At 72.5% G+C, this 21,518-nt stretch carries 18 protein-coding genes and 2 tRNA genes; 5 read left to right on the top strand and 15 right to left on the bottom strand.

The genetic code is table 11. The features are described 5' to 3' along the window. Positions 1–765, top strand: a 765-nt coding sequence (locus tag ACILR4_RS26425) for a hypothetical protein (protein WP_395703886.1), incomplete at its 5' end; no start/stop codon positions are given. Positions 766–824: 59 nt separating this feature from the next. Further along, a complete protein-coding gene (locus tag ACILR4_RS26420) occupies positions 825–2,294 on the top strand; it encodes a CHAT domain-containing protein (protein WP_395703885.1) in 1,470 nt (489 codons plus the stop codon). Between the two features lie 58 nt (positions 2,295–2,352). Here ACILR4_RS26420 and ACILR4_RS26415 read toward each other — a convergent pair whose 3' ends face one another. The 7 genes from ACILR4_RS26415 to ACILR4_RS26385 form a co-directional block, all read right to left on the bottom strand. Continuing rightward, positions 2,353–3,822 (bottom strand): aldehyde dehydrogenase family protein, encoded by a 1,470-nt coding sequence (locus tag ACILR4_RS26415; protein ID WP_395703884.1) that lies wholly within the window; start codon positions 3,820–3,822, stop codon positions 2,353–2,355. A 60-nt stretch (positions 3,823–3,882) separates the two neighbouring features. Beyond that, complete coding sequence (locus ACILR4_RS26410) at positions 3,883–6,093, bottom strand: molybdopterin cofactor-binding domain-containing protein (protein WP_395703883.1); 2,211 nt, start codon at positions 6,091–6,093, stop codon at positions 3,883–3,885. Next, the gene (locus tag ACILR4_RS26405) at positions 6,090–6,569 is read right to left on the bottom strand and encodes a (2Fe-2S)-binding protein (protein WP_395703882.1); all 480 of its coding nucleotides are present in this window, start codon (positions 6,567–6,569) and stop codon (positions 6,090–6,092) included. Before ACILR4_RS26405 ends, ACILR4_RS26410 begins: the two co-directional genes overlap by 4 nt. Continuing rightward, entirely contained in the window at positions 6,566–7,063 is a 498-nt protein-coding gene (locus ACILR4_RS26400) for a nuclear transport factor 2 family protein (protein ID WP_395703881.1), read from the bottom strand. The genes ACILR4_RS26405 and ACILR4_RS26400 overlap by 4 nt, the downstream gene beginning before the upstream one ends. Before the next feature lie 129 nt (positions 7,064–7,192). Then, entirely contained in the window at positions 7,193–7,639 is a 447-nt protein-coding gene (locus tag ACILR4_RS26395) for a carboxymuconolactone decarboxylase family protein (protein WP_395703880.1), read from the bottom strand. A 72-nt stretch (positions 7,640–7,711) separates the two neighbouring features. After that, a complete protein-coding gene (locus ACILR4_RS26390) occupies positions 7,712–8,632 on the bottom strand; it encodes an RNA polymerase sigma-70 factor (protein WP_395703879.1) in 921 nt (306 codons plus the stop codon). 81 nt (positions 8,633–8,713) lie between these two features. Next, positions 8,714–9,625: an alkaline phosphatase D family protein gene (locus ACILR4_RS26385; protein ID WP_395703878.1), complete on the bottom strand. Its 912-nt coding sequence runs from the start codon at positions 9,623–9,625 to the stop codon at positions 8,714–8,716. Between the two features lie 209 nt (positions 9,626–9,834). Here ACILR4_RS26385 and ACILR4_RS26380 point away from each other — a divergent pair, with 209 nt between their 5' ends. Further along, positions 9,835–10,293, top strand: a complete 459-nt coding sequence (locus ACILR4_RS26380; RefSeq protein WP_395703877.1) for a PAS domain-containing protein — start codon at positions 9,835–9,837, stop codon at positions 10,291–10,293. A gap of 87 nt (positions 10,294–10,380) precedes the next feature. On the opposite strand, the gene ACILR4_RS26375 is transcribed toward ACILR4_RS26380, so the two are convergent. Next, positions 10,381–10,457, bottom strand: a tRNA-Arg gene (locus ACILR4_RS26375). A 428-nt stretch (positions 10,458–10,885) separates the two neighbouring features. On the opposite strand from ACILR4_RS26375, the gene ACILR4_RS26370 reads away from it, so the two are divergent. Beyond that, the gene (locus tag ACILR4_RS26370) at positions 10,886–11,308 is read left to right on the top strand and encodes a PAS domain-containing protein (RefSeq protein WP_395703876.1); all 423 of its coding nucleotides are present in this window, start codon (positions 10,886–10,888) and stop codon (positions 11,306–11,308) included. Between the two features lie 86 nt (positions 11,309–11,394). Here the strand turns inward: ACILR4_RS26370 and ACILR4_RS26365 are convergent. The 5 genes from ACILR4_RS26365 to hemC all read right to left on the bottom strand — a co-directional run bounded on the left by ACILR4_RS26365 (position 11,395) and on the right by hemC (position 15,662). Then, a tRNA-Arg gene (locus ACILR4_RS26365) sits at positions 11,395–11,471 on the bottom strand. Positions 11,472–11,505: 34 nt separating this feature from the next. Continuing rightward, on the bottom strand, positions 11,506–12,747 hold the full coding sequence (locus ACILR4_RS26360) for a heme biosynthesis HemY N-terminal domain-containing protein (RefSeq protein WP_395703875.1): 1,242 nt from the start codon (positions 12,745–12,747) through the stop codon (positions 11,506–11,508). Between the two features lie 5 nt (positions 12,748–12,752). After that, complete coding sequence (locus tag ACILR4_RS26355; protein WP_395703874.1) at positions 12,753–13,934, bottom strand: uroporphyrinogen-III C-methyltransferase; 1,182 nt, start codon at positions 13,932–13,934, stop codon at positions 12,753–12,755. Then, positions 13,931–14,737, bottom strand: coding sequence for a uroporphyrinogen-III synthase (locus ACILR4_RS26350; RefSeq protein WP_395703873.1), 807 nt, complete (start codon positions 14,735–14,737; stop codon positions 13,931–13,933). The genes ACILR4_RS26355 and ACILR4_RS26350 overlap by 4 nt, the downstream gene beginning before the upstream one ends. Next, positions 14,730–15,662 (bottom strand): hydroxymethylbilane synthase, encoded by a 933-nt coding sequence (gene hemC / locus ACILR4_RS26345; RefSeq protein WP_395703872.1) that lies wholly within the window; start codon positions 15,660–15,662, stop codon positions 14,730–14,732. The genes ACILR4_RS26350 and hemC overlap by 8 nt, the downstream gene beginning before the upstream one ends. A 179-nt stretch (positions 15,663–15,841) precedes the next feature. Between hemC and ppc the strand changes: the two genes are divergently transcribed. Beyond that, the gene (gene ppc / locus ACILR4_RS26340) at positions 15,842–18,670 is read left to right on the top strand and encodes a phosphoenolpyruvate carboxylase (RefSeq protein ID WP_395703871.1); all 2,829 of its coding nucleotides are present in this window, start codon (positions 15,842–15,844) and stop codon (positions 18,668–18,670) included. On the opposite strand, the gene ACILR4_RS26335 is transcribed toward ppc, so the two are convergent. Next, positions 18,667–20,076 carry an MATE family efflux transporter gene (locus ACILR4_RS26335; protein WP_395703870.1) on the bottom strand — a complete coding sequence of 470 codons (1,410 nt, stop codon included), beginning with the start codon at positions 20,074–20,076 and terminating at the stop codon, positions 18,667–18,669. The genes ppc and ACILR4_RS26335 overlap by 4 nt on opposite strands. Before the next feature lie 21 nt (positions 20,077–20,097). Beyond that, positions 20,098–21,354 carry an MFS transporter gene (locus tag ACILR4_RS26330; protein ID WP_395703869.1) on the bottom strand — a complete coding sequence of 419 codons (1,257 nt, stop codon included), beginning with the start codon at positions 21,352–21,354 and terminating at the stop codon, positions 20,098–20,100. Positions 21,355–21,518 lie beyond the last annotated feature (164 nt).

Genomic DNA, 21,518 nt, shown 5'->3' with positions numbered 1-21,518 from the left:
GCCGCCACCGCCGCACTGGCCGAGGCCGACCGGGCCCAGATCGCGACGGCGGTGACGGCATCGCAGCTCGGGGTCATCCAGAAGAGCATCGTCGGCGCACTGACGGACATGGACCGCCTTGACGAGGCGGCGGCGCAGCTGCAGGCGCATGAACGCTTCGTGGCGGAACGGCACATGCCGGTCAGCTGGCAGATCGGCGCGCACCGCGTGCACGCGGAGCTGGCCATGGCCCAGCGCGATGCCGCGTCGGCCGAGAAACACCTGAGGGCCGCGCTGGCCGTGAATGCCGGCCTCAACCGCCCGCTGGTGCGCAGCACGGTGGAAATGACGGCGCAGCTGGCCGTGACGCTGTGGGCCCAGTCGCGCGCGGCCGAGGCCGTGCCGTTGCTGGCCGCGCTGGATGCCCGGCTGGCGACCCAGCCGGGCCTGAAGGACGCCGCGAGCCTGCCTTTCGAGCGCGGCCTGGTGCAACTGGCCACCGGCCAGGCCGACAGCGCCGTCGGCCGCTTCAAGTCGGTGACCGACACGCAGCTCAAGCTGCGCGGCGAGGGCCACTACTACCATGCCCAGGCCGAAGGCCTGCTCGGCGTCGCGCAGTGGCGCAGCGGCAAGCCGGAGCTGCGCGAGCAGGCGCTCGACCACCTGCGCAGTGCCAGCGTGCGGCTGCTGTCGCCAACGCATCCGAACGTCCAGCTCAACCGCGGCCTGCGCCCGCAGCTAACGTCCAGCTCAACCGCGGCCTGCGCCCGCAGCTGCGCGAGCTGATCTTCGCCACCTACGTCGAAGCCGCGGCCGCCCGCGGCGGGCTGCAGGCGATCCTGGCCATGGGCGCGGCCGACCGGCTGCGCAGCGGCCTCACCGCCGAGGCGATGGCCGCCGCGGCGCTGCGCGCGGCCTCGAGCGACGACACGCTGCGCGACCTGGTGCGCGAGGACCAGGATGCCCAGCGCGAGCTCAACGTGCTGCAGGAACAGCTGGCCGGCCAGGACGGTGCCGCCTTGGCGGACGACGGGCGCGCGGCGGCACGCAAGCGCCTGGTGGCGCTGGAGCAGCGGCGCACCGAGCTGCGCGTGCTGATCCGCGGGCGCTACCCGAACTACGACCAGCTGGCCAGCCCGCCGTTGGCCGATGCCTCGGGCGTGGCCCAGCGCCTGGCCGGCGACGAGGCCCTGGTGTTCATGCTGCCGCTGGCGCAGGAGACGGTGATCTGGACGGTCACCGCGAATGAGCTGCCGGTCGTCGCGCGCGCGCCGATCGGACGCGACGGTCTGGCCGCGCTGTCGGCCCAGCTGCGACGCTCGGTCACCTTCGGCAACGGGCCGCTGCCGCCCTTCGATCGCCGCGCGGCGGCCGAGCTGTACCAGCGGCTGATCACGCCGGTGGAAGGCTCGCTGGCCACGGTGAAGCACCTGATCGTGGTGGCCAGCGGCCCCTTGGGATCGGTGCCGTTCCCGGCACTGCTGCGCACCGACCCGGCCGATACCGGCCGCAGCAGCTGGCTGCTGGACCGCTGGACGGTGACGCAGATGCCCACCGTCGGCGCCTGGCTCACGCTGCGTTCGCTGCCGCCCAGCCCCGCCGCCCCCGAGCCCTTCATCGGCTGGGGCGACCCGGCGTTCGCGCTGGGCCATGCGCCGCGGGACGCCCGCCCGGCGCCGGTCTCGCGCTCGGCGATGCGCTACGGCGACCTGGCCACGCTGCCCGAGAGCCGCGACGAGCTGCAGGGCATCGCCGCCTCGCTGAAGGCCGATGCGGCGCGCGACCTGGTGCTGGGGCCGGCGGCCACCCGCGACAGCGTGCTGGCCGCCAGCCGGGCCGGCACGCTGGCGCGCAAGCGCGTGGTGGTCTTCGCGACGCACGGCCTGGGGCGCGACGACCTGCCCGGCCTGGACCAGCCCGCGCTGGCGATGGCCGCCACGCCGGGCGATGCCTCGCTGCTGGCCCCGTTGCTGAAGCTGGACGACGTGCTGTCGTTGCGGCTCAATGCCGAGTGGGTGGTGCTGAGCGCCTGCAACACCGCCGCCGGCGACGGGCGCGACGACGAAGCCCTCACCGGCCTGGCCCGCGGCTTCCTGTATGCCGGCACGCGCACGCTGCTGGCCACGCACTGGGCCGTCGAGACCGAGAGCGCCAAGCGGCTGACCACGGCGCTGTTCGAGCACTGGGCCGCGCATCCCACGGCGCGCAAGGCCGAAAGCCACCGCCAGGCCATGCAGGCCCTGGCGGCCACGCCGCGCTACGCCCACCCGGCGTACTGGGCACCCTACGTGCTGATCGGCGAAGGCCGGCGCTGACCTGGCCGCGTCCTTGGCCTGCCAGCCCGCGCGCCGTGCGGGCGCCGAGTGCTGCGCCTCAGCCCGCGAAGGTGTAGGCCGTCTTCACCGTGGTGTAGAACTCGCGCGCATGGCTGCCCTGCTCGCGCGGGCCGTAGCTCGAGCCCTTGCGGCCGCCGAAGGGCACGTGGTAGTCGACGCCGGCGGTGGGCAGGTTGACCATCACCATGCCGGCCTGCGCGTGCAGCTTGAAGTGCGTGGCGTGCTTCAAGGACGTGGTGCAGATGCCGGCCGAAAGGCCGAACTCGGTGTCGTTGGCGGCGGCCAGCGCGGCTTCGTAGTCCTTCACGCGCAGCACGCTGGCGACGGGACCGAAGACTTCCTCGCGGTTGATCGTCATCGACGCGTCGGTGCCGGTGATGAGGGCCGGCAGCTGGTAGAAGCCCGGCGTCTCGCGCTGCACCGCCTCGCCGCCCCAGGCCAGCGTGCCGCCTTCGCGCTGCGCGAGGGCCACGTACTTCAGGTTCTGGGCCAGCTGGCGTTCGTCGACCACCGGGCCGATGTCGGTGCCGGGCTTCAGCGCGTGGTCGATGGTCAGGCTGCGCAGCTTGTCGACCACCGCGGCCACGAAGCGGTCGTGGATGCCCTCGGTCACGATGATGCGGCTGGACGCGGTGCAGCGCTGGCCGGTCGAGAAGTAGCCGCTCTGCACGGCCGCGTTCACCGCCACCGCCAGGTCGGCATCGTCCAGCACCACCAGCGGGTTCTTGCCCCCCATCTCGGCCTGCACCTTGGCGCCGCGCGCGGCGCAGTCGGCAATGATGCGGCGGCCGGTGGGCACCGAGCCGGTGAAGCTCAGGGCATCGACCTGCGGCGAATGCACCAGTGCATGACCGACCTTCGAGCCCGGGCCGATGACGAGGTTGAACACGCCCCGGAACGCCTTGTCCTGCAAGGCCGTGCGCGACAGGATCTCGGCCAGCGCCCAGGACGACGCCGGCACCAGCTCGGCCGGCTTGTGCACGACGCAGTTGCCGCAGGCCAGCGCCGGCGCGATCTTCCACGCGGGAATCGCGATCGGGAAGTTCCACGGCGTGATCAGCCCGACCACGCCCAGCGGCTGGCGCAACACCTCCACACCGACGCCCGGCCGCACCGACGGCAGCGCCTCGCCGCCCAGGCGCAAGGCTTCGCCAGCAAAAAACTTGAAGATCATGCCGGCGCGCACGGTCTCGCCAATGCCTTCGGGCAAGGTCTTGCCTTCCTCGCGCGAGAGCAGGCGGCCCAGCTCGTCCTTGCGCGCCAGGATCTCGTTGCCCACCGCATCGAGGATGTCGAAGCGCTGCTGCGGCGTGCTCTGGCGCCAAGCCGGAAACGCGGCACGGGCGGCGGCGATCGCGGCCTCGGCCTGCGCGGCATCGGCCTGCGCGTAGTGGCCGATCACGTCGCGCGTGTCCGAGGGATTGATGTTGGGCAGCGTGGACGCGCCGGGCACCCAGTCGCCGCCGATGAAGTTGTGGAAGGTGTCGCCGGTGTGCGAGGGGGTCATGGTGGCGTGCTGCGGTGGTGAGGCCGGGGAGCATACCGCCGGCACTGGCCACCGCCGCGCTCACCCGGCCGCGCGCAGGGGCCAGTCGTAGGGCCGCGGCAGGCCCGCCGCCGCGATGGCATTGGCCAGCGCCGGCGCCACCGCCGGCACGCAGGGCTCGCCCAGGCCCACCGGCCGCGCGCCGCCGGGCACGAAGGCCACCTCGATGCGCGGCGCGTCGCCGATGCGCGCCACCGGATGGTCGTGGAAGTTGCCCTGCTGCACCGCGCCGTCGGCCAGCGTGATGCCGCCGTGCAGGCAGCACGACAGGCCGAACAGGATGGCGCCTTCCACCTGTGCCCGCGCGCCGTCGGGGTTGACCACCAGACCGCAGTCGACCGCGCAGGCCACGCGTTCGAGGCGCCAGCCCGAACCTTCACGCTGCACCTCGGCCACCATCGCCACGTAGGTCGGCCCGTGCACATGCGTGGCCAGGCCCAGGCCACGGCCGGCTGTGCGCGGCTGCGGCCAGTCCACCATCTCGGCAACGCGCCGCATCACCGCGGCATAGCGCGCGGTGTCCAGGTACAGGTCGGTGTCGGCGCTGCTGCGCACGAACTGCACCCGGCGCTCGCCGGCCAGCAGCGCCAGCCGCCAGGCCAGCGGGTCGCGGCCGGCCAGCGTCGCCAGCTCGTCGAGGAAGCAGTTGGCCGCGAAGGCATGGAAGCCGTCCTGCACGCCGCGCAGCCACGCGCGCTTCAGCGGCGTCTCGACATGCGTGCCCTCGTAGCGCTGGTGGGCAATGGCATAGGGCGTGCGCACCATGCCGCCCCAGGCCTCGCCGAGCCCGAGCTGGCTCACCGCGCCCTCTTCCGAGGTCGGCTGCTGGCTCGAATGCACCGTGTGCTGGCGCCAGAACAGCAGCTCGCCCTGCGCATCCAGCCCGCCTTCCATCGCCGCCACGCTGGCCGAGCGGTAGTAGCCATGGCGCAGGTCGTCCTCGCGGGTCCAGAACAGCTTGACCGGCGCCTTCGCCTCGCGGCTGATGCGCACCGCCTCGAGCACGAAGTCGTGCATCGACTTGCGGCCGAAGCCGCCGCCCAGGTGCATGACATGCACGGTGACCTTGTCCAGCGGCAGGCCGAGTGCGGCGGCGATGCGCTCGCGCGCGTCGCCGGGGTTCTGCGTCGGTGCCCAGACCTCGCAGCCGTCGGCGCGAACCTCCGCGGTGCAGTTCGGCGGCTCCAGCGGAACGTGCGCGAGGAAGGGCGTGTGGTACCGCCGCGCCAGCGTGCGCGCGGCGCTGCGGCGGGCCGCCTCCACGTCGCCGGTGCTGCGGAACACCACGCCGGGCTGCGCGGCCGCGGTGTCCATGCGCTGGCGGATCGCGGCGCTGTCCAGCGGCATGTCGGCCGGCAGCGCGCTGCGGTCCCATTCGACGCGCAGCAGCCGGCGTGCCTTCAGGCAGGCCCAGCTGTCGTCGGCGACGATGGCCACGCCCGCGTAGCAGGCGCCCTCGGCGGCGAAGGTGGCGGGCAGCGCGAACACCGACTGCACGCCGGGCACCGCGCGGGCCGCGCTGGCATCGAAGGACTTGAGCTTCACCGCCGGCAGCGGCGCGCGCTCGATCACCGCGTAGCGCAGGCCCGGGCGCTGCACGTCCAGGCCGTAGACCCGGCGCCCGGTGGTCAGCGCCTGCAGGTCGATGCCGGGCATCGGGCGGCCGATCAGGCGGAACTGCTCGGGCGTCTTCAAGACCGGGCTGGCGGGCACGGGCAGCGTGGCGGCCAGCGCGACCAGATCGCCATAGCGCACAAAGCGAGCGTCCGTGCCGGACCCGGCCATCACCCGGCCGGCCTCGGTGCGCAGCTGCGCCAGCGGCACGCCCATCCGCTGACTGGCGGCCTGCAGCAGCAGCGCCCGCGCGGTGGCCGCGGCCTGGCGCAGCGGCTGCCAGCTGGACAGCAGGCTGTAGTCGCCGACCGTGTCCTGGTCGCCGTAGCGCGCATCGCCATCGGCCTGCTCGACGCTGACGCGCGACCAGTCGGCATCGAGCTCGTCGCACAGCACCATCGCCAGCGTGGTGCGGATGCCCTGGCCCATCTCCGAGCGGTGCACCGTAAGGCGCACGCTGTCGTCGGCGCCGATACGCACGAAGGCATTCGGCGCCAGCGCCGTCGCGCCGCCCTCGGCCGCGCCGGCGGCGGCCGAACCCAGCCGCAGCGGCAGCAGCAGCGCGCCGCCGGCCTGCAGCAGGCCGCGGCGTGTCAGGCCCGGTGAACGCGCGCTCATCGCGCCGGCTCCTGACGCGCCATGTCAGCGGCCATCAGCACCGCCTGCTCGATGCGGCCGTAGGTGCCGCAGCGGCAGACATGGCCCTGCAGCGCCTGGCGCACCTGTGCACTGTCCGGCTTCGGCTGCTCGCGCAGCAGCGCGGCGGCGGCCATCATCTGGCCGGACTGGCAGTAGCCGCACTGCGGCACGTTCAGCGCGCGCCAGGCCTGCTGCACCGGATGATTGCCGTCGGGCGACAGGCCCTCGATCGTGGTGATGCGGCGGCTGCCGATCTCGCCCACCGGCAGCTGGCAGGCGCGCGCCGGCTGGCCGTCGACCTGCACGGTGCAGGCGCCGCACAGGCCCATGCCGCAGCCGTACTTGGTGCCGGTGAGCGCCAGCCGGTCGCGCAGCAGCCACAGCAGCGGCATCTCGGGATCGGCCTGCACGGTCTGCGGCTGGCCGTTGATCATCAGCGTCAGCGTATTGCTCATGCGGGCGCCTTCTCGCTGCGTTCGCTGGCACTGTGCAGCACGCGCCATTCGTTGTTCCACAGCACCAGCTGCAGGCGCTCGCGCCGGTCGGCCAACTGCAGCCAGGCCGACGCGATGCCCTGCCCCACCTGCAGCCCGGCCACCTCGGCCTTGCGCTGCGCGGGCGGGGTGGCGCGGCCCAGGCCGCGATCGGTCTGCTCCAGCCAGGCCAGGCCGCTGCTGCCCTCGAGCCGGTCGAGCCGGTTCGGCGTGTGCACCACGGTCTGGTGCAGGTGGTCCGGGTGCAAGGTGCCGAGCATCAGCGCGGCATTGCCCTCGTACCAGGCGCGGGCGTAGCGTTGCAGCAGGTCCTGGATCGCGGCCTCGGCATCGGCCGGCGGCCGGGCCGGGCCGGTGGCCTGCACCACCGGTGGCAGGCCGGCCGCGAGCCCGCTGGTGGGCAGGCCGCAGCCGGCAGCCGCGGCCAGCGCCAGCCCCAAGAACATCGTGCGCATCATCGTCGTCCACCCCTTCTTCAGAGAGCTCGAGTGGCGCGCATGCTAGGCAGCCGGGCGCTCGCCGGCAGCCGGTGTGCGACGAAGCACGGGAACGCGGCCTTGAACGCCGGCCGCGGCGCGAACCCGTCAGGCGGGGACGGGATTGCGGAAGCTCACGTTCAGCAGGTTCCAGGCATTGATGGTCGCGATCGCGAAGCCGAGCTCGGCGATCTCTTCATCGCTGAACTGCTGGCGCAGGGCGGCGAACTCCGCGTCGCTGGCGTCGCCGTGCGGGGTGGCGGTGACGATCTCGGCCCAGCGCAGCGCGGCACGCTCGCGCTCGCTGAAGAACGGCGCTTCGCGCCAGCCGGCCAGTGCGTTCAGGTGGCGCGGGTCGGCGTCGAGCTTGATCAGGTCCTTCCAGTGCATGTCGATGCAAAACGCACAGCCGTTGATCTGCGACACGCGCAGGAACACCAGGTCCAGCAGGCGCGCGCCGAGCAGGTCGCGGCGCAGGCTGTTGGACAGCGCGTACAGGCCCTGGAAGGCCTTGGGCGCGAGTTGCATGTAGGGGACGCGGGCGGTGGTGCTCATGATCGACCTTTCGTCGAGGGTGGAGGAATACAGCCAAGACGCGCCAGCCGCGCGCGCTGTGACAGCCCCCGATCAAAGTTCGCCCGGAATACCCGCCAGCTTGTCCGGGTTGCGCACCGCGTAGATGGCGGCGATGCGACCCTGGTCGTCGATCACGAAGGCCTGCGCCGATTCGAGCCGGCCGCTCACATAGCGCAGCAGGCCCGGTTCGCCGTTGAGGCTGACCAGCCGGTAGCGCACCTGCTCGCCCAGCCGCTTCCACTGCGCCCAGTACAGGTTGGTGACGCGCTCGGGCCCTTCGAGCACGTGGCCGAAGCTCGGCACCTTGCCGCCGCCGTCGCCGAGCAGCTGCACGTCGTCGGCCAGCAGCGCCTTCATCTGGGCATGCGCGCCGGTGTGCGCGGCGTGCATGAAGCGTTCGAGCAGCTGGCGGTGCCGGGCGGGTGGCACCTCGAAGCGCGGGCGCTGCTGCTGCACCCGTTCGCTGGCGCGGTGCACCAGCTGGCGGCAGGCGGCCTCGCTCCTGCCGAGCATCGTGGCGATCTCGGCATAGTCGTGGTCGAACACCTGGCGCAGCAGGAAGGCCGCGCGCTCGTCGGGCGTCAGGCGCTCCAGCACCCACAGGAAGGCCAGCGAGAGTTCACCGGCCAACGCCAGCGCGGCCTCGGGCGTGCGCTCGTCGACCGCCGCCACCAGCGGCTCGGGCAGCCACCAGCCGATATAGGCCTCGCGCTCGGTCTTGGCCGCGCGCAGGCGGTCGATGGCCAGCCGGGTCACCGTGGTCACCAGCCAGGCTTCGGCCGATTGCAGCGCGGCCTTGTCCGGCGTGCGATGCCAGCGCAGCCAGGCGTCCTGCACCAGGTCTTCCGCATCGGCCCGCGTGCCCAGCATGCGGTAGGCGATGGCGAACAGCCGCGGGCGCAGCGCGGCGAAGGTGGCGGTGTCGTCCGGCGGCGGCGGTACGGTCGGCGGGGCGGTCGGGTCCATCGGCATCCATCCAGTCTTCACAGCCCCCAGACGGACGAGGGCCCGCGGCTGTGACAGCCGCCGGGCCGTCATGATGGGCCGCGGCGTTCAAAGCTGCCAGGTCTTGTCGATCTGCGGATCCGGGCTGTCGTCGTCGTACCACTGCACCCGGGCCTGCGTGCCCTGCAGGTCGACCACGGCAAAGTTGCCGCTCGCGCCGCCCAGGCCGCGGCGCGCCACGCCGGACGAGGTGGCCTCGTGCAGGGTGTAGCCGGCATGTTCGTGCACCTGGGGCTTGTTCGCATGGATGTCGCCCGACAGCAGCAGCAGGCGCGGCAGCCGGGCGGTCATCAGCCATTCGTAGTCGGCGAAGTTGTCCCAGCTCTCGCCCGAACGCGCCAGCGTGCTGCCCGAGGCCGCGACGCTGACGCCCGGCGCACCACGCACCAGCCCTTCGAACCAGCTGCGCTGGGCCGCGCCGTGCAGGTCGCCGCCGGGCTCGGTGCGGTAGCTGCGCCCGTCGAGCAGGATGAAGCGCACGCCGTCCAGGTCGAATCTGGCCTCGATGCCCGCGTCCGGCCCCTGCAGCAGCTGCGCCAGCGGCGGCTGGGTCGGGTAGTCGAGCTCCGGCGCGGCCAGCGCGCCGCGGAAGTCCATGAACAGCGCCCGGCTGATGCGGCGCGTGTCCGGCGCCACCCAGTACTTGTCCTGCGCACCGCTGCCGTGCGACTTGTTCCAGGCGTAGTCATGGTCGTCCCAGACCGCCCCCACCTGCCGCACCCGGCCCAGCAGCGCACGAAAGCCCGGCACCTGCCACTGCGCCGCATAGCGGCGGTACATCTCGTCGGCAAAACGCTGCGGCGGCCAGTGGCGGCCCTGGCCGAGGTGCGGCCAGTAGTCCATGTAGATGCTGTCGCCCAGCAGCAGCAGCACGTCGGGCTGCAGCGCCTGCAGCCGCTGCCAGACCGGCTGCGCCGGCGAACCCAGCGCATCGAAGCAGGACACGAACGCGATCTTCATGCGGCACTCCGTTCTCGACAGCGCCCGACTGTAGAAGCGGGTCGCCGCGGCGGGCGCGGGGATGTCGTCAAGTCGAACGATGCGGCGCCGCGGCGCCAGCTTCCCCGACCCGGTGGCACAAGAGTTCCCGACAGGAGTTCGCCGCCGCGCGGCCGAAAACACGGGCATCGTCACCCTTGCCTGCGCCGAGCCCCGTGTTCAATGCCCCCTTGTCCGAGCGCCCCGGGCGCGAGATCGATCGCGGTGTGGTGCTGGTGCTGACGCTGGACCTGCAGCAGCGCATCCGCCACGTCAGCCCCGGCTTCGCCCTCACCAGCGGCTACCGGCCGGACGCGCTGCGCGGCCAGCCCTTCGAGGCGCTGCGCCATCCGGACATGCCCTTGCAGATCCTGCGCGAGGCCTGGCAGTCGCTGGCCGACGGCACGCCGTGCGTGGTGCCGCTGAAGCTGCGCTGCGCGGAGGGCGGCCACTGCTGGGCGCGTGGGGCGTTCTCGCAGGTGGTCGATCGGCGCGGCACGCTGAGCACCCTGGTCGTGCTGGCCCGCATGGGCCCCCTGCCGATCCGCAGTGCCAGCGCGCTGTTCGCCAGCATGCGCACGCGCACCACGGCCTGGCTCGAAACGCTTGCGGCGCAGCCCGCGGAACTGGACCAGGTGCTGCGCTGGTGAGGCATGAACAAGGCCTGGGCGGCCCCGGGGACAAAGAAAAACGGGCTAGCCCTTTTGGAGCTAACCCGTTGGTCTAGAACGAAGTTCTGGTGCGGCTGGCAGGAATCGAACCCACGACCCCTTGGTTCGTAGCCAAGTACTCTATCCAGCTGAGCTACAGCCGCGAAGCCTCAGAGTATAGCAGCAAATTTTTGGCGCTCAATCGATTTGTGCGGCGGCACGCTCGCAGCTCACCGCACGCGGTTCGTCGGCCTCTTCGCGCGCCAGCGCGGCCAGCGTGCGCCAGGCGCGACGACGGGTGGTGGGGTCCAGGCTCTCGTCGCGGGCGGCCTGCTCCAGCGGGCGCCGCGCCTTGCCCCACAGCTGGCGCTGGAACAGCACCATGCCGGCAGCGCCCTGCACCGCCGACTCGGCCGGGTGGTTGCGCTGCGCGGCCTCGACCCGCGGCAGCCAGTCGGCACCGACACCGCCGACCGCGTCGATCAGCGCCAGCGCCAGCTGGTGGCGCCCCTCGCGGCCGATCTCGTCGAAGCGTTCCCACAGCGGTCTNGCCCCCTTGTCCGAGCGCCCCGGGCGCGAGATCGATCGCGGTGTGGTGCTGGTGCTGACGCTGGACCTGCAGCAGCGCATCCGCCACGTCAGCCCCGGCTTCGCTCTCACCAGCGGCTACCGGCCGGACGCGCTGCGCGGCCTGCCCCTCGAGGCGCTGCGCCATCCGGACATGCCGCTGCAGATCCTGCGCGAGGTCTGGCAGTCGCTGGCCGACGGCACGCCGTGCGTGGTGCCGCTCAAGCTGCGCTGCGCGGAGGGCGGCCACTGCTGGGCGCGCGGGGCGTTCTCGCAGGTGGTCGATCGCCGCGGCACGCTGAGCACCCTGGTCGCGCTGGCCCGCATGGGCCCCCTGCCGATCCGCAGTGCCAGCGCGCTGTTCGCCAGCATGCGCACGCGCACCACGGCCTGGCTCGAAGCCCTGGCGGCGCAGCCCGCGGAACTGGACCAGGTGCTGCGCTGGTGAAGCATGAACAAGGCCTGGGCGGCCCCGGGACAAAGAAAAACGGGCTAGCTCTTTTGGAGCTAACCCGTTGATCTAGAACGAAGTTCTGGTGCGGCTGGCAGGAATCGAACCCACGACCCCTTGGTTCGTAGCCAAGTACTCTATCCAGCTGAGCTACAGCCGCGAAGCCTCGCAGTATAGCAGCAAATTTCTGACGCTCAATCGATTTGTGCGGCGGCGCGCTCGCAGCTCACCGCGCGCGGCTCGTCGGCCTCTTCGCGCGCCAGCGCGGCCAGCGTGCGCCAAGCGCGGCGGCGGGTGGTGGGGTCCAGGCTCTCGTCGCGGGCGGCCTGCTCGAGCGGGCGCCGCGCCTTGCCCCACAGCTGGCGCTGGAACAGCACCATGCCGACAGCGCCCTGCACCGCCGACTCGGCCGGGTGGTTGCGCTGCGCGGCCTCGACCCGCGGCAGCCAGTCGGCACCGACGCCGCCGACCGCGTCGATCAGCGCCAGCGCCAGCTGGTGGCGACCCTCGCGGCCGATGTCGTCGAAGCGTTCCCACAGCGGTCGCAACCACAGGCAGGCTTCGCCGGGATGGCCCATCGCCGCGGCGCGCCGCGCGGCGCGGGCGGTGACGTACGGGTCGCGCTGGTCGGCGGCGTCGAACTGCTGCCAGCCGCGGCGCAGCTGGTCGATGTCGTGCGCGTCGTCCAGCACCTCGAAGGCCAGCGAACGCAGCAGGCCCTGGGCCGCGACGGTGGAGAAGGCCTGGTGGTTGGCCAGCAGGCGCGCAGTGTGCAGCGCCTCGAGCGGCCGGCGCGCCAGCCGCGCGGCCTGCAGCTTCAGGCGCAGCGCCTGCGTGCGGCGGGCCACGCCGGGCGGCAGCTCGGCCAGCAGGGCTTCGGCGCGGCCGGCATCGCGGTCGTCCAGCGCCCATTCGACGGCCAGCAGGCGGGCGCCCTCGTCCACCGGCGTGTTGGGGCGCTGGCCCGGCACGATGAAGCGGCGCAGCAGCTCGTCGCGCCGGCCGCGGTCCTGCAGCTTGTGCAGGCTGCCGGCGGCCAGCAGCGTGGCCAGCAGCTGGAAGTCGCGCTCGGCGGTGACGCCGGCGGCATCGTCGCGGATGGCCAGGGCGCGCTGCGCGGCCTTGTACGCGCGGGTGTAGCGGCCGCCGAAGTATTCGGTCAGCGCCTCGCGCAGCGCGGCCTGCGCGGCGCGTTCGAGCCGCAGCGCACGCCATTCACGTGCGCGCGCCGGCAGGCCCACCAGCGCGCTGATGGCCTGCGCTGCCGACATCACGACGAAGCCGACGCCCAGCGCCGCCAGCACGAAGAAGTTCAGCGACATGTCCAGCCGCCAGCGACCCCAGTAGAACGAGGCCAGGCCGTCGTTGTCGCCCAGCGTCAGCGCGGCGACCACCGCGACGACGAACAGCAGCACCAGCCAGATGACGGTGCGCATGCTGCCTAACGTCCGGCCTGCGCGGCCGCGATGGCGGCCAGCGTCTCGTCCGGTCGCGGCACCGCCAGCTGCCGAGACTGGCTGGCGACCTGGCGCACCAGCTCGGTCGAGGTCACCACGCGGCGCGAGCTGCGGTCGAAATAGCGCTCGAGGGCGCCCTGGGCATCGCGCAGGTCGGCCTGGGCGGTGTCGAACTGGCGCGACATCAACGCCAGCCGGGCGTTCATCAGGCGCAGTTTCAGGTTCTCGCGCATGAACCAGGCCTGCTCGGGCGAGACCAGCATCGCCTCGGGGTTGGCGATGCGGGTCACGCGCACCAGCGAACGCACCTCGTCCCACACGCGGCCGCTGACCTGGTGCCAGCCCTCGGCCGCGCGCTGCATCCATTCGGCGGCACGGCCGCTGCTGGCTGGCCGGGCGGCGGCCGAGGCGGCTGCGGCGGCTGCGGCCGGCGCCGCGGCCACGCGCCGCTCGGGCTGCGACAGCAGCGGCAGGTCGTCGACCATGCGCACCGCTTCGTCGAGCTTGATGGTCAGGCTGGCGATGTCGGTCAGCGACACGGCCTTGACACGGTCGATGTCGCGCGCCAGCGCCCGGCGCACGCGCTCGACCCGCGGCTGGTTGATGCGCGCCAGCCGCTCCTCGCCCTGGCGCATCGCGTTGATCAGCGGCTCGGCGCTGCCGGTGATGGAGGTCTGCTGCACCGCGACGCGGATGGCCTGCTCGACATCGGCCAGCACGTTCTCGTCGCGCGAGCGTGACAGCTGCTGGATCAGCTCCTCGAGCTGGCTGCGCTGCAGCGCGTTCTCGGCCACGCGGCCCTCGAGCACCGCGACCTTGGCCTCGGCCGCATGCGCCACTTCCTGGGCCTGCTTGGCCACGGCCCTGGCCTCGATGGCCTGGCTCTGGCTGTCCTGCTGGCGGCGCACCAGCTCCTGCTCCAGCGTCTTGACGCGCTGCTGCGTGTAGATGGCCAGCGTGAGGCTGGCCACCGCGAAGGCGCCGGCCACGACGGCACCGATCAGGAGGCTGCGCTGCGAGACGCTGACCACGGCCGGCGCTGCGGCCGGGCCGATGCCGGTGGCCGCCGGCATGGCGGACGCGGGCGCTGCGGCGGGGCTTGTCGCGGCATCCGCACCGGCCCCGGCGGCGGGGCCGCTCTCGGGGGTCGAAGCGGTGTCGTTCACGGTCGCGCGGATTGTATCGATCGGGTGATGTGCGCCGCGACCGCGTCGACCCCCACGTCCACGGCTTGCACGGCGCCGAAACCGATGTCGCGCGCGGCCTGCGCGATGCGAGGGTGGGTGGCCAGCGCCCGGCTGCGCGACCACTGCGCACCCGGCGCCAGCGCGGGCAGCTGGTGCACGGCCTCGCTGCTGCTGAAGTGCCACAGGTGCAGCGCCGGCTGCGCCAGCGCCTGCTGCAGCAGGGCCTGCTGCGCCGCCGTCAGCACCGGTGCAGTGCGGCGGTAGGCCTCGACGAAGTGCACCTGCGCGCCATGCTGGCGCAAGGTCTCGGCCAGCCAGTCGCGGCCGCCTTCGCCGCGCACGATCAGCGCCCGGGCGCCGCGCCAGTCGCGCCGCAGCTGCAGCTGCCGCCACAGCGCCTCGGAGTCGAAGCGCGCCTCGTCCTGCGGTGGCGAGACGATGGCCGCGGCCGGCACGCCGGCGCGCAGCAGCGCGGCCGAGGTGCCCGGCCCGGTGCTGCCGGCCCAGGTGCCGGCCGGCCACTGCGCTGCCGCGGGTGCCTGGCCAAAGAAGCGCTCGACCGCGCTGGGGCTGACGAACATCGCCAGCTGCTGGTCGGCCAGGCCGGCCCAGGCGGCCCGCAGCGCGGCCGGGTCCGGTGCATCGGCAATGCCCAGCAGCGGCAGGGCCTGCGCCGCGATGCCGCGCGCGGCCAGCTGCGCCACCCACTCGTCGGCCTGCGCCGGCGGCCGCGTCACCAGCAGCAGCGGTGCGGCCCCGGGCGCGGGCGTGCCGTCAGCCACCGCTCGCCAGGTAGCCGGCCGCGCCCAGCGCGCGCAGCTGCTGCGCGGCCTGCTCGCCCAGCGCGGTGGCCGCCGCGGCATCGACCGGCTGGCCACGGACCTGCGTGCGCAGCAGCGGCCGCGTCGGTTCCACCGGATGACCCAGCGCGGCATCGAGCACCAGCGTCCCGTCCTGCCAGGTGGCGTAGGCCGCCAGCGGCATGCTGCAGCTGCCGCCCAGGCTGCGCGACACCGCGCGCTCGGCATGCGCGGCCAGCCAGGTGGGGGTGTGCGTCAGCTGCGCCAGCTGGTCGCGCAGGGCCTGGGCCGAGGCGCGCACCTCGATGCCCAGCGCGCCCTGGCCGGCGGCCGGCGTCATCTGCGCGGCGTCGAAGCGGGCGCGGATGCGCGCCGCCAGGCCCAGGCGCATGAGGCCCGCGGCGGCGAGCACGATCGCGTCGTAGCCGCCGTCGTCCAGCTTGCGCAGCCGCGTATCGAGGTTGCCGCGCAGCGGCTCGATGCGCAGGTCGGGCCGCAGGTTCATCAGCTGCACCACGCGGCGCAGGCTGGAGGTGCCGACCACCGCGCCCTGCGGCAGCTCGTCCAGCGCCGCGTAGCGGTTCGAGACGAAGGCGTCGCGCGGGTCTTCGCGCTCCAGCACCGCGGCCAGCACGAAGCCGGCGGGCAGCTCCATCGGCACGTCCTTCAGCGAATGCACGGCCAGGTGGGCACGGCCTTCCTCCAGCGCCACTTCGAGTTCCTTGACGAACAGGCCCTTGCCGCCAACCTTGGACAGGCTGCGGTCGAGGATCTGGTCGCCACGGGTGGTCATGCCCAGCAGCTGCACGTCCAGGCCGAAGCGCTGGCCCAGCAGCGCGCGCACGTGCTCGGCCTGCCACAGCGCGAGTCGGCTCTCGCGGGTGGCGATCAGGAGGGGGGTCGTCATTCGTGTCCGCCCGGCCGCCCGAAGGACACGAAGCCCCCCACGGGGGGCGCGAATGAAGTGAGCTGGGGGTTCAACATGGTGGCCCGATTATCGCTAGGGACCTTGGCGCTGGCCGTTGCCTGCTGCTACCATGCGCCACCCGCCGATTGGTAACTCGGTTACACCACGGAGCCCCTCTCATGCCCCGCACGACGTCCAAGCCGCGCAGCCCGTCCGACACACCGTCACCGGCTTCCCGCCTGGATGCCCAGGACGCCGCAGCCAAGAACAAGCCCCTGGTCGACGATATCCGGTTACTCGGCCGCATCCTGGGTGACGTGATCCGCGAGCAGGAAGGCAAGGAAGCCTTCGAGCTGATCGAGCGGGTGCGCCAGCTGTCGGTGGCCTACCGGCTGAAGAAGGACGCCTCGGCCGGCCGCGTGCTCGACCGGCTGCTGAAGAACCTGTCGGGCGACCAGACCGTCAGCGTGATCCGCGCGTTCAGCTACTTCTCGCACCTGGCCAACATCGCCGAAGACCGCCACCACGTGCGCCGCCGCCTGCACCACGAGCGCGAGGGCCACCTGCAGGAAGGTTCGCTGGCGATGAGCTTCGAGCGCCTGCACAAGGCCGACATCCGCGCGGCCGACGTGGCGCAGACGCTGCAGCACGCCTACATCGCGCCGGTGCTCACCGCCCACCCCACCGAGGTGCAGCGCAAGAGCATCCTGGACGCCGAGCGCGCCATCGCCGAACTGGTGGGCCAGCGCGACGAACTGCACACCGAGCGCGAGCGCCGCGAGAACGAGGACCTGCTGCGCGCCCGCGTCACCCAGCTGTGGCAGACGCGCATGCTGCGCTACACCAAGCTGACGGTGGCCGACGAGATCGAGAACGCGCTGAGCTACTACCAGAGCACCTTCCTGCGCCAGATCCCGAAGCTGTACCGCGAGATCGAGGAATCGCTGAAGGGCCACGAGGTGCCGAGCTTCCTGCGCATGGGCAACTGGATCGGCGGCGACCGCGACGGCAACCCGAACGTCAGCGCCGAAACGCTGAAGCGCGCGCTGGCCCGCCAGAGCGAGATGGCGCTGCGCTTCTACCTGACCGAGGTGCACGAGCTCGGCGCCGAGCTCTCCACTTCGAACATGCTGGCACCGGTGACGCCGGCGATGCATGCGCTGGCCGAGGCCTCGCCCGACCGCAACCCGCACCGCGAGGACGAGCCCTACCGCCGCGCGCTGATCGGCGTGTATTCGCGCCTGGCCGCCACGCTGCAGGAGCTCACCGGCACGGAGGCGCTGCGCCATGCGGTGGCGCCGCAGAAGCCCTACCGCGGCCCGGAGGAATTCCTCGCCGACCTGCAGGTAGTGGCCGACTCGCTGCGTTCACACCATGCGCAGGCGCTGATCGGCCCGCGCCTCGCGCCGCTGCAGCGCGCGGTGCAGGTGTTCGGCTTCCACCTGGCCACGGTCGACCTGCGCCAGAGCTCGGACAAGCACGAGGCGGTGGTGGCCGAGCTGCTGAAGGTGGCCCGCATCGAGCCGGACTACAACGCGCTGGACGAAGGCGCCCGCCGCGCCCTGCTGCTGCAGCTGCTGAATGACGCGCGGCCGCTGCGCGTGCGCGGCGCGGCCTACAGCGAGCTGGCGCAAGGCGAGCTGGCGATCTTCGAGACCGCGGTGGAGATGCTGGCGCTGTATGGCCGCGAGGCGCTGCGCCACTACATCATCAGCCACACCGAAGACGTGAGCGACCTGCTCGAGGTGCTGCTATTGCAGAAAGAGAGCGGCCTGCTCACCGGCACGCTGGACGATGGCGCGACCAATGCGCTGATCGTCGTGCCGCTGTTCGAGACCATCGGCGACCTGCGCAACGCCTCGGAGATCATGCGCAAGTTCTACGCGCTGCCGGGCATCACCGAGCTGGTCAAGCGCTCGGGCGGCGAGCAGGACATCATGCTCGGCTACAGCGACAGCAACAAGGACGGCGGCTTCTTCACCAGCAACTGGGAGCTGTACCGCGCCGAGCTCGCGCTGGTCTCCGTCTTCGAGCCTTTGAGCCAGGACCCTGGCATCACCTTGCGCCTGTTCCATGGCCGCGGCGGCACCGTGGGCCGCGGCGGCGGTCCGAGCTACCAGGCCATCCTGGCGCAGCCGCCGGGCACCGTGAAGGGCCAGATCCGCCTCACCGAGCAGGGCGAGGTCATCGGCTCGAAGTACGCCAACCCCGAGATCGGCCGCCGCAACCTCGAGACCCTGGTGGCCGCCACGCTGGAAGCCACGCTGCTGCACCCGACCAAGAGCGCGCCGAAGGCCTTCCTCGAAGCGGCGGCCGCGATCAGCGATGCCAGCTACGCCGCCTACCGCGCGCTGGTGTATGAGACCAACGGCTTCACCGACTACTTCTTCTCGGCCACGCCGATCCGCGAGATCGCCGAGCTGAACATCGGCTCGCGCCCGGCCTCGCGCAAGGCCACGCGGGCCATCGAAGACCTGCGCGCCATTCCCTGGGGCTTCTCGTGGGGCCAGTGCCGCGTGGCGCTGCCGGGCTGGTGCGGCTTCGGCTCGGCGATCGAGCAGTACCTGGGCAGCGGCGCCGAGCGCAAGACCAAGCTCGAGCTGCTGCAACGCATGCACCGGCAGTGGCCCTTCTTCCGCACGCTGCTGTCGAACCTGGACATGGTGCTGGCCAAGAGCGACCTGCGCATCGCGGCGCGCTATGTCGAGCTGGTCGAGGACAAGCGCCTGGGCAAGCGCATCTTCGCGGCGATCCGGGCCGAATGGGAACGCACGCAGGCCGCGCTGTCGCTCATCACCGGCGAAAGCGAGCGGCTGCAGAGCAACCCGGCGCTGGCGCGCTCGATCGAGCACCGCTTCCCCTACCTCGACCCGCTGAACCACCTGCAGGTCGAGCTGATGCGGCGCTACCGCCAGCGCAAGGAAGGCGACCCCGCCAACGAGCGGGTGCAGCGTGGCATCCACATCTCGATCAACGGCATTGCGGCCGGTTTGCGCAACACGGGTTAGGCCTGCAGCCGCCGCAGCAGCCCGCGGGTGCTGCGCGGCCAGCCTACGCGGCCGAACCACGCACCGCCGGCCACGGTGCTGACGTTGAGCAGGCCATAGACCATCAAGGCCGCGGCCTGAGCGACGAACAGCGCCGTGAGCCCACCGCCCGCGCGCAGCGCGAGCCAGCCGCCCGCCGCGGCGACGGCGAGCCGTGCGATGTTGCCGACCACCGGCCACATCAGCCGGCCCGCGCCCTGCGACGCGAAGTACAGCACCAGGCCCAGGCCGAAGAAGCCGTAGACCGGACCGACCGCGCGCAGGTACACGGCGCCGGCCTCGATGATCTGCGGGTCCTGGGTGAACAGGCGCAGCCAGGCCTGCGGGAAGGCCGCTGCCCACAGGCCGATGGCCTCGGTCATCAGGAAGGCCAGCAGCGCGCCGGTCCAGGCCGCACGCAAGGCCCGTTCATGCTGCTTCGCGCCGATGCTGGTGCCCACCATCGCGACCAGTGGGGCGCCCAGGCCGAAGACCAGCGGCACCAGCAGGTACTCCAGCCGCGCGGCGGTGCCATAACCCGCAATCGCAGCGGTGCCGAAGCGGCCGACCAGCGCGGTGGTGAGGCCGATCGCGAGGTTCGTGGCCACGGTCGACACCGAGCCGGCCAGGCCCACGCGCAGGATGTCCCAGCACAGCGCCAGCTTCAGTACCAGGCGCCGCCAGTGCGGCCGCAGCCCGCTGGCCGGCGAGCGCAGGTACAGCAGCAGCGCCAGGCTGCCGGCCGCGTAGTACAGCAGCAGGCTGATCGCGCCACCGGCCACGCCCAGGCCCGGCAGCGGCCCCCAGCCGAAGATCAGCAGCGCCGACAGCGGCACCAGCGCCACCGTGCCGACCACCACGACGATGGCCGGCACCGCCATGTTGCCGGTGCCGCGTATCACGGCCGATAGCGAATTGAAGACCCACACCAGCGCGGCGCCGGCAAAGACCCAGTGCGAGTAGGTCAGCGCTGCGTCGAGTGCGGCGCCGGTGCCACCCATGCGGCTGTACAGCCAGCGCCCACCGAGCAGCGCGCCGACCATGAACACCGCGGCAAAGCCCAGCGCGATCCACAGCGCCTGCTGCACCAGCGCATCGGCATCCTCGCGCCGCCGCGCACCCAGCGCCCGGGCGATGGCCGAAGCGATGCCGCCGCCCATCGCGCCGGCCGAGGTCATCTGCATCAGCATCACCACCGGGAACACCAGCGCCATGCCGGCCAGCGCGTCGGTGCCCAGGCGGCCGACGAACCAGGTCTCGATCAGCCCGGCGCCGGCCTGCGCCAGCATCACCAGCACGTTGGGCGCGCCGAGCTTCAGCAGGGTCGGCACGATCGGCGCCTGCAGCAGCGCACGGGTCCGCGGGTTCAGCGTGTCGGCGCCGCTCATGCGCTGCGTCCCGGCGCCGGTTCAGGCCGCCACGGCCGCGGGCTGCGGGCGAGCCTCGCGGATCGGCAGGTGGATCAGTGCCGCGCCCACGGCCAGCACGATGTCGATGTACCAGACCAGGTCGAAATTGCCGGTGGCCTCGAACACCTTGCCGCCGAGGAACGCGCCGAGGAAGCCGCCCACCTGGTGCGTGAGCATCACCATGCCGAACAGCATGGCCATGTTCTGCACGCCGAAGAACTTGGCCACCAGCCCGGCCGTGGGCGGCACGGTGGACAGGAAGGTCAGCCCCATCACCGCCGCGAACACCAGCAGCACCACGCCGCTCTTGGGCGCCAGCAGGAACGCCAGCACCGCGACGGCGCGCGCCGCGTACACCAGCGACAGCAGCGACTTCATGCGCCAGCGGCCGACGGCCCAGCCCATCAGCACGCTGCCGACGATGTTGAACAGCCCCAGCATCGCCAGCGACCAGGCGCCGTACTGCACCGGCAGCCCGCAGGCCGCGATGACGCCCGGCAGGTGCGTGGCCAGGAACGCGACGTGGAAGCCGCAGACGAAGAAGCCGGCCGCGAGCATCAGATAGCTCGGGTGGCGCAGCGCCTGGCCGATGGCCGCACGCGCGCCCACCGGCTTGGCGGCTGCAGGGCTGGTCGGGACCGCCGCCACGGCGCCACCCTTCAGCACATAGGCCGCCGGCAGGGCCAGCAGCACCAGCAGGCCCATCAACTGCATCGCGTTGACCCAGCCCAGCGCGACCAGCAGCGCGCCGGCAATTGGCGCCATCAGGAACTGGCCGGTCGAGCCGCCCGCATTGACGATGCCGGTGGCCAGGCCGCGCTGGCTGGCCGGGATCAACCTCGCGGTGGTGGCCATCAGCACCGCCGGGCCGGCCATGCCGGCGCCACCCGCGGCCAGCATGCCGATGGCGAAGATCAGCCCGGCCGTCGTCGTCATGAAGGGCGTGAGAAAGGTGCCCAGCGCCACCAGCAGCACGCCGATGAACAGCACGCGACCGGCGCCGACGCGATCAGCCATCGCGCCGGCGAAGGGCTGCGTCAGCCCCCACCAGAGCTGGCCGAACGCGAAGGCCAGGCTGATCTGGCCCAGGCCCAGCCGCGTGGCGGTGTTCAGGTCGCCGAGGAACAGGCCCATGGTCTGGCGCGTGCCCATCGTCAACGCAAAGGTGCCGGCGGCAGCCAGCAGCACCAGCCACACCGGCCATGAACGCGAGCGGGCGCCCGGTGCGCGTGCGGCCGCCGAAGCGTTACTGCTCATCGTCGTCTCCATCGGATGCGGGGTCGGCCAGGCAGGCCAGCGATTCGTCGATCAGCGCATGCAGCGCCTTCACCCGGGCCAGGCCCAGGCGCTCGTTCAGCGATTCCTGCGCCACGCGCCAATGGCGCTGCGCCTCGGCGCGCTTGGCGCGGCCGGCGTCGGTG

It is taken from the genome of Aquabacterium sp., assembly GCF_044226965.1.
Classification (GTDB): domain Bacteria; phylum Pseudomonadota; class Gammaproteobacteria; order Burkholderiales; family Burkholderiaceae_C; genus Pseudaquabacterium.
Note: the sequence above shows the minus strand (reverse complement) of the source record. Positions and strands in the feature narration are given on the sequence as shown.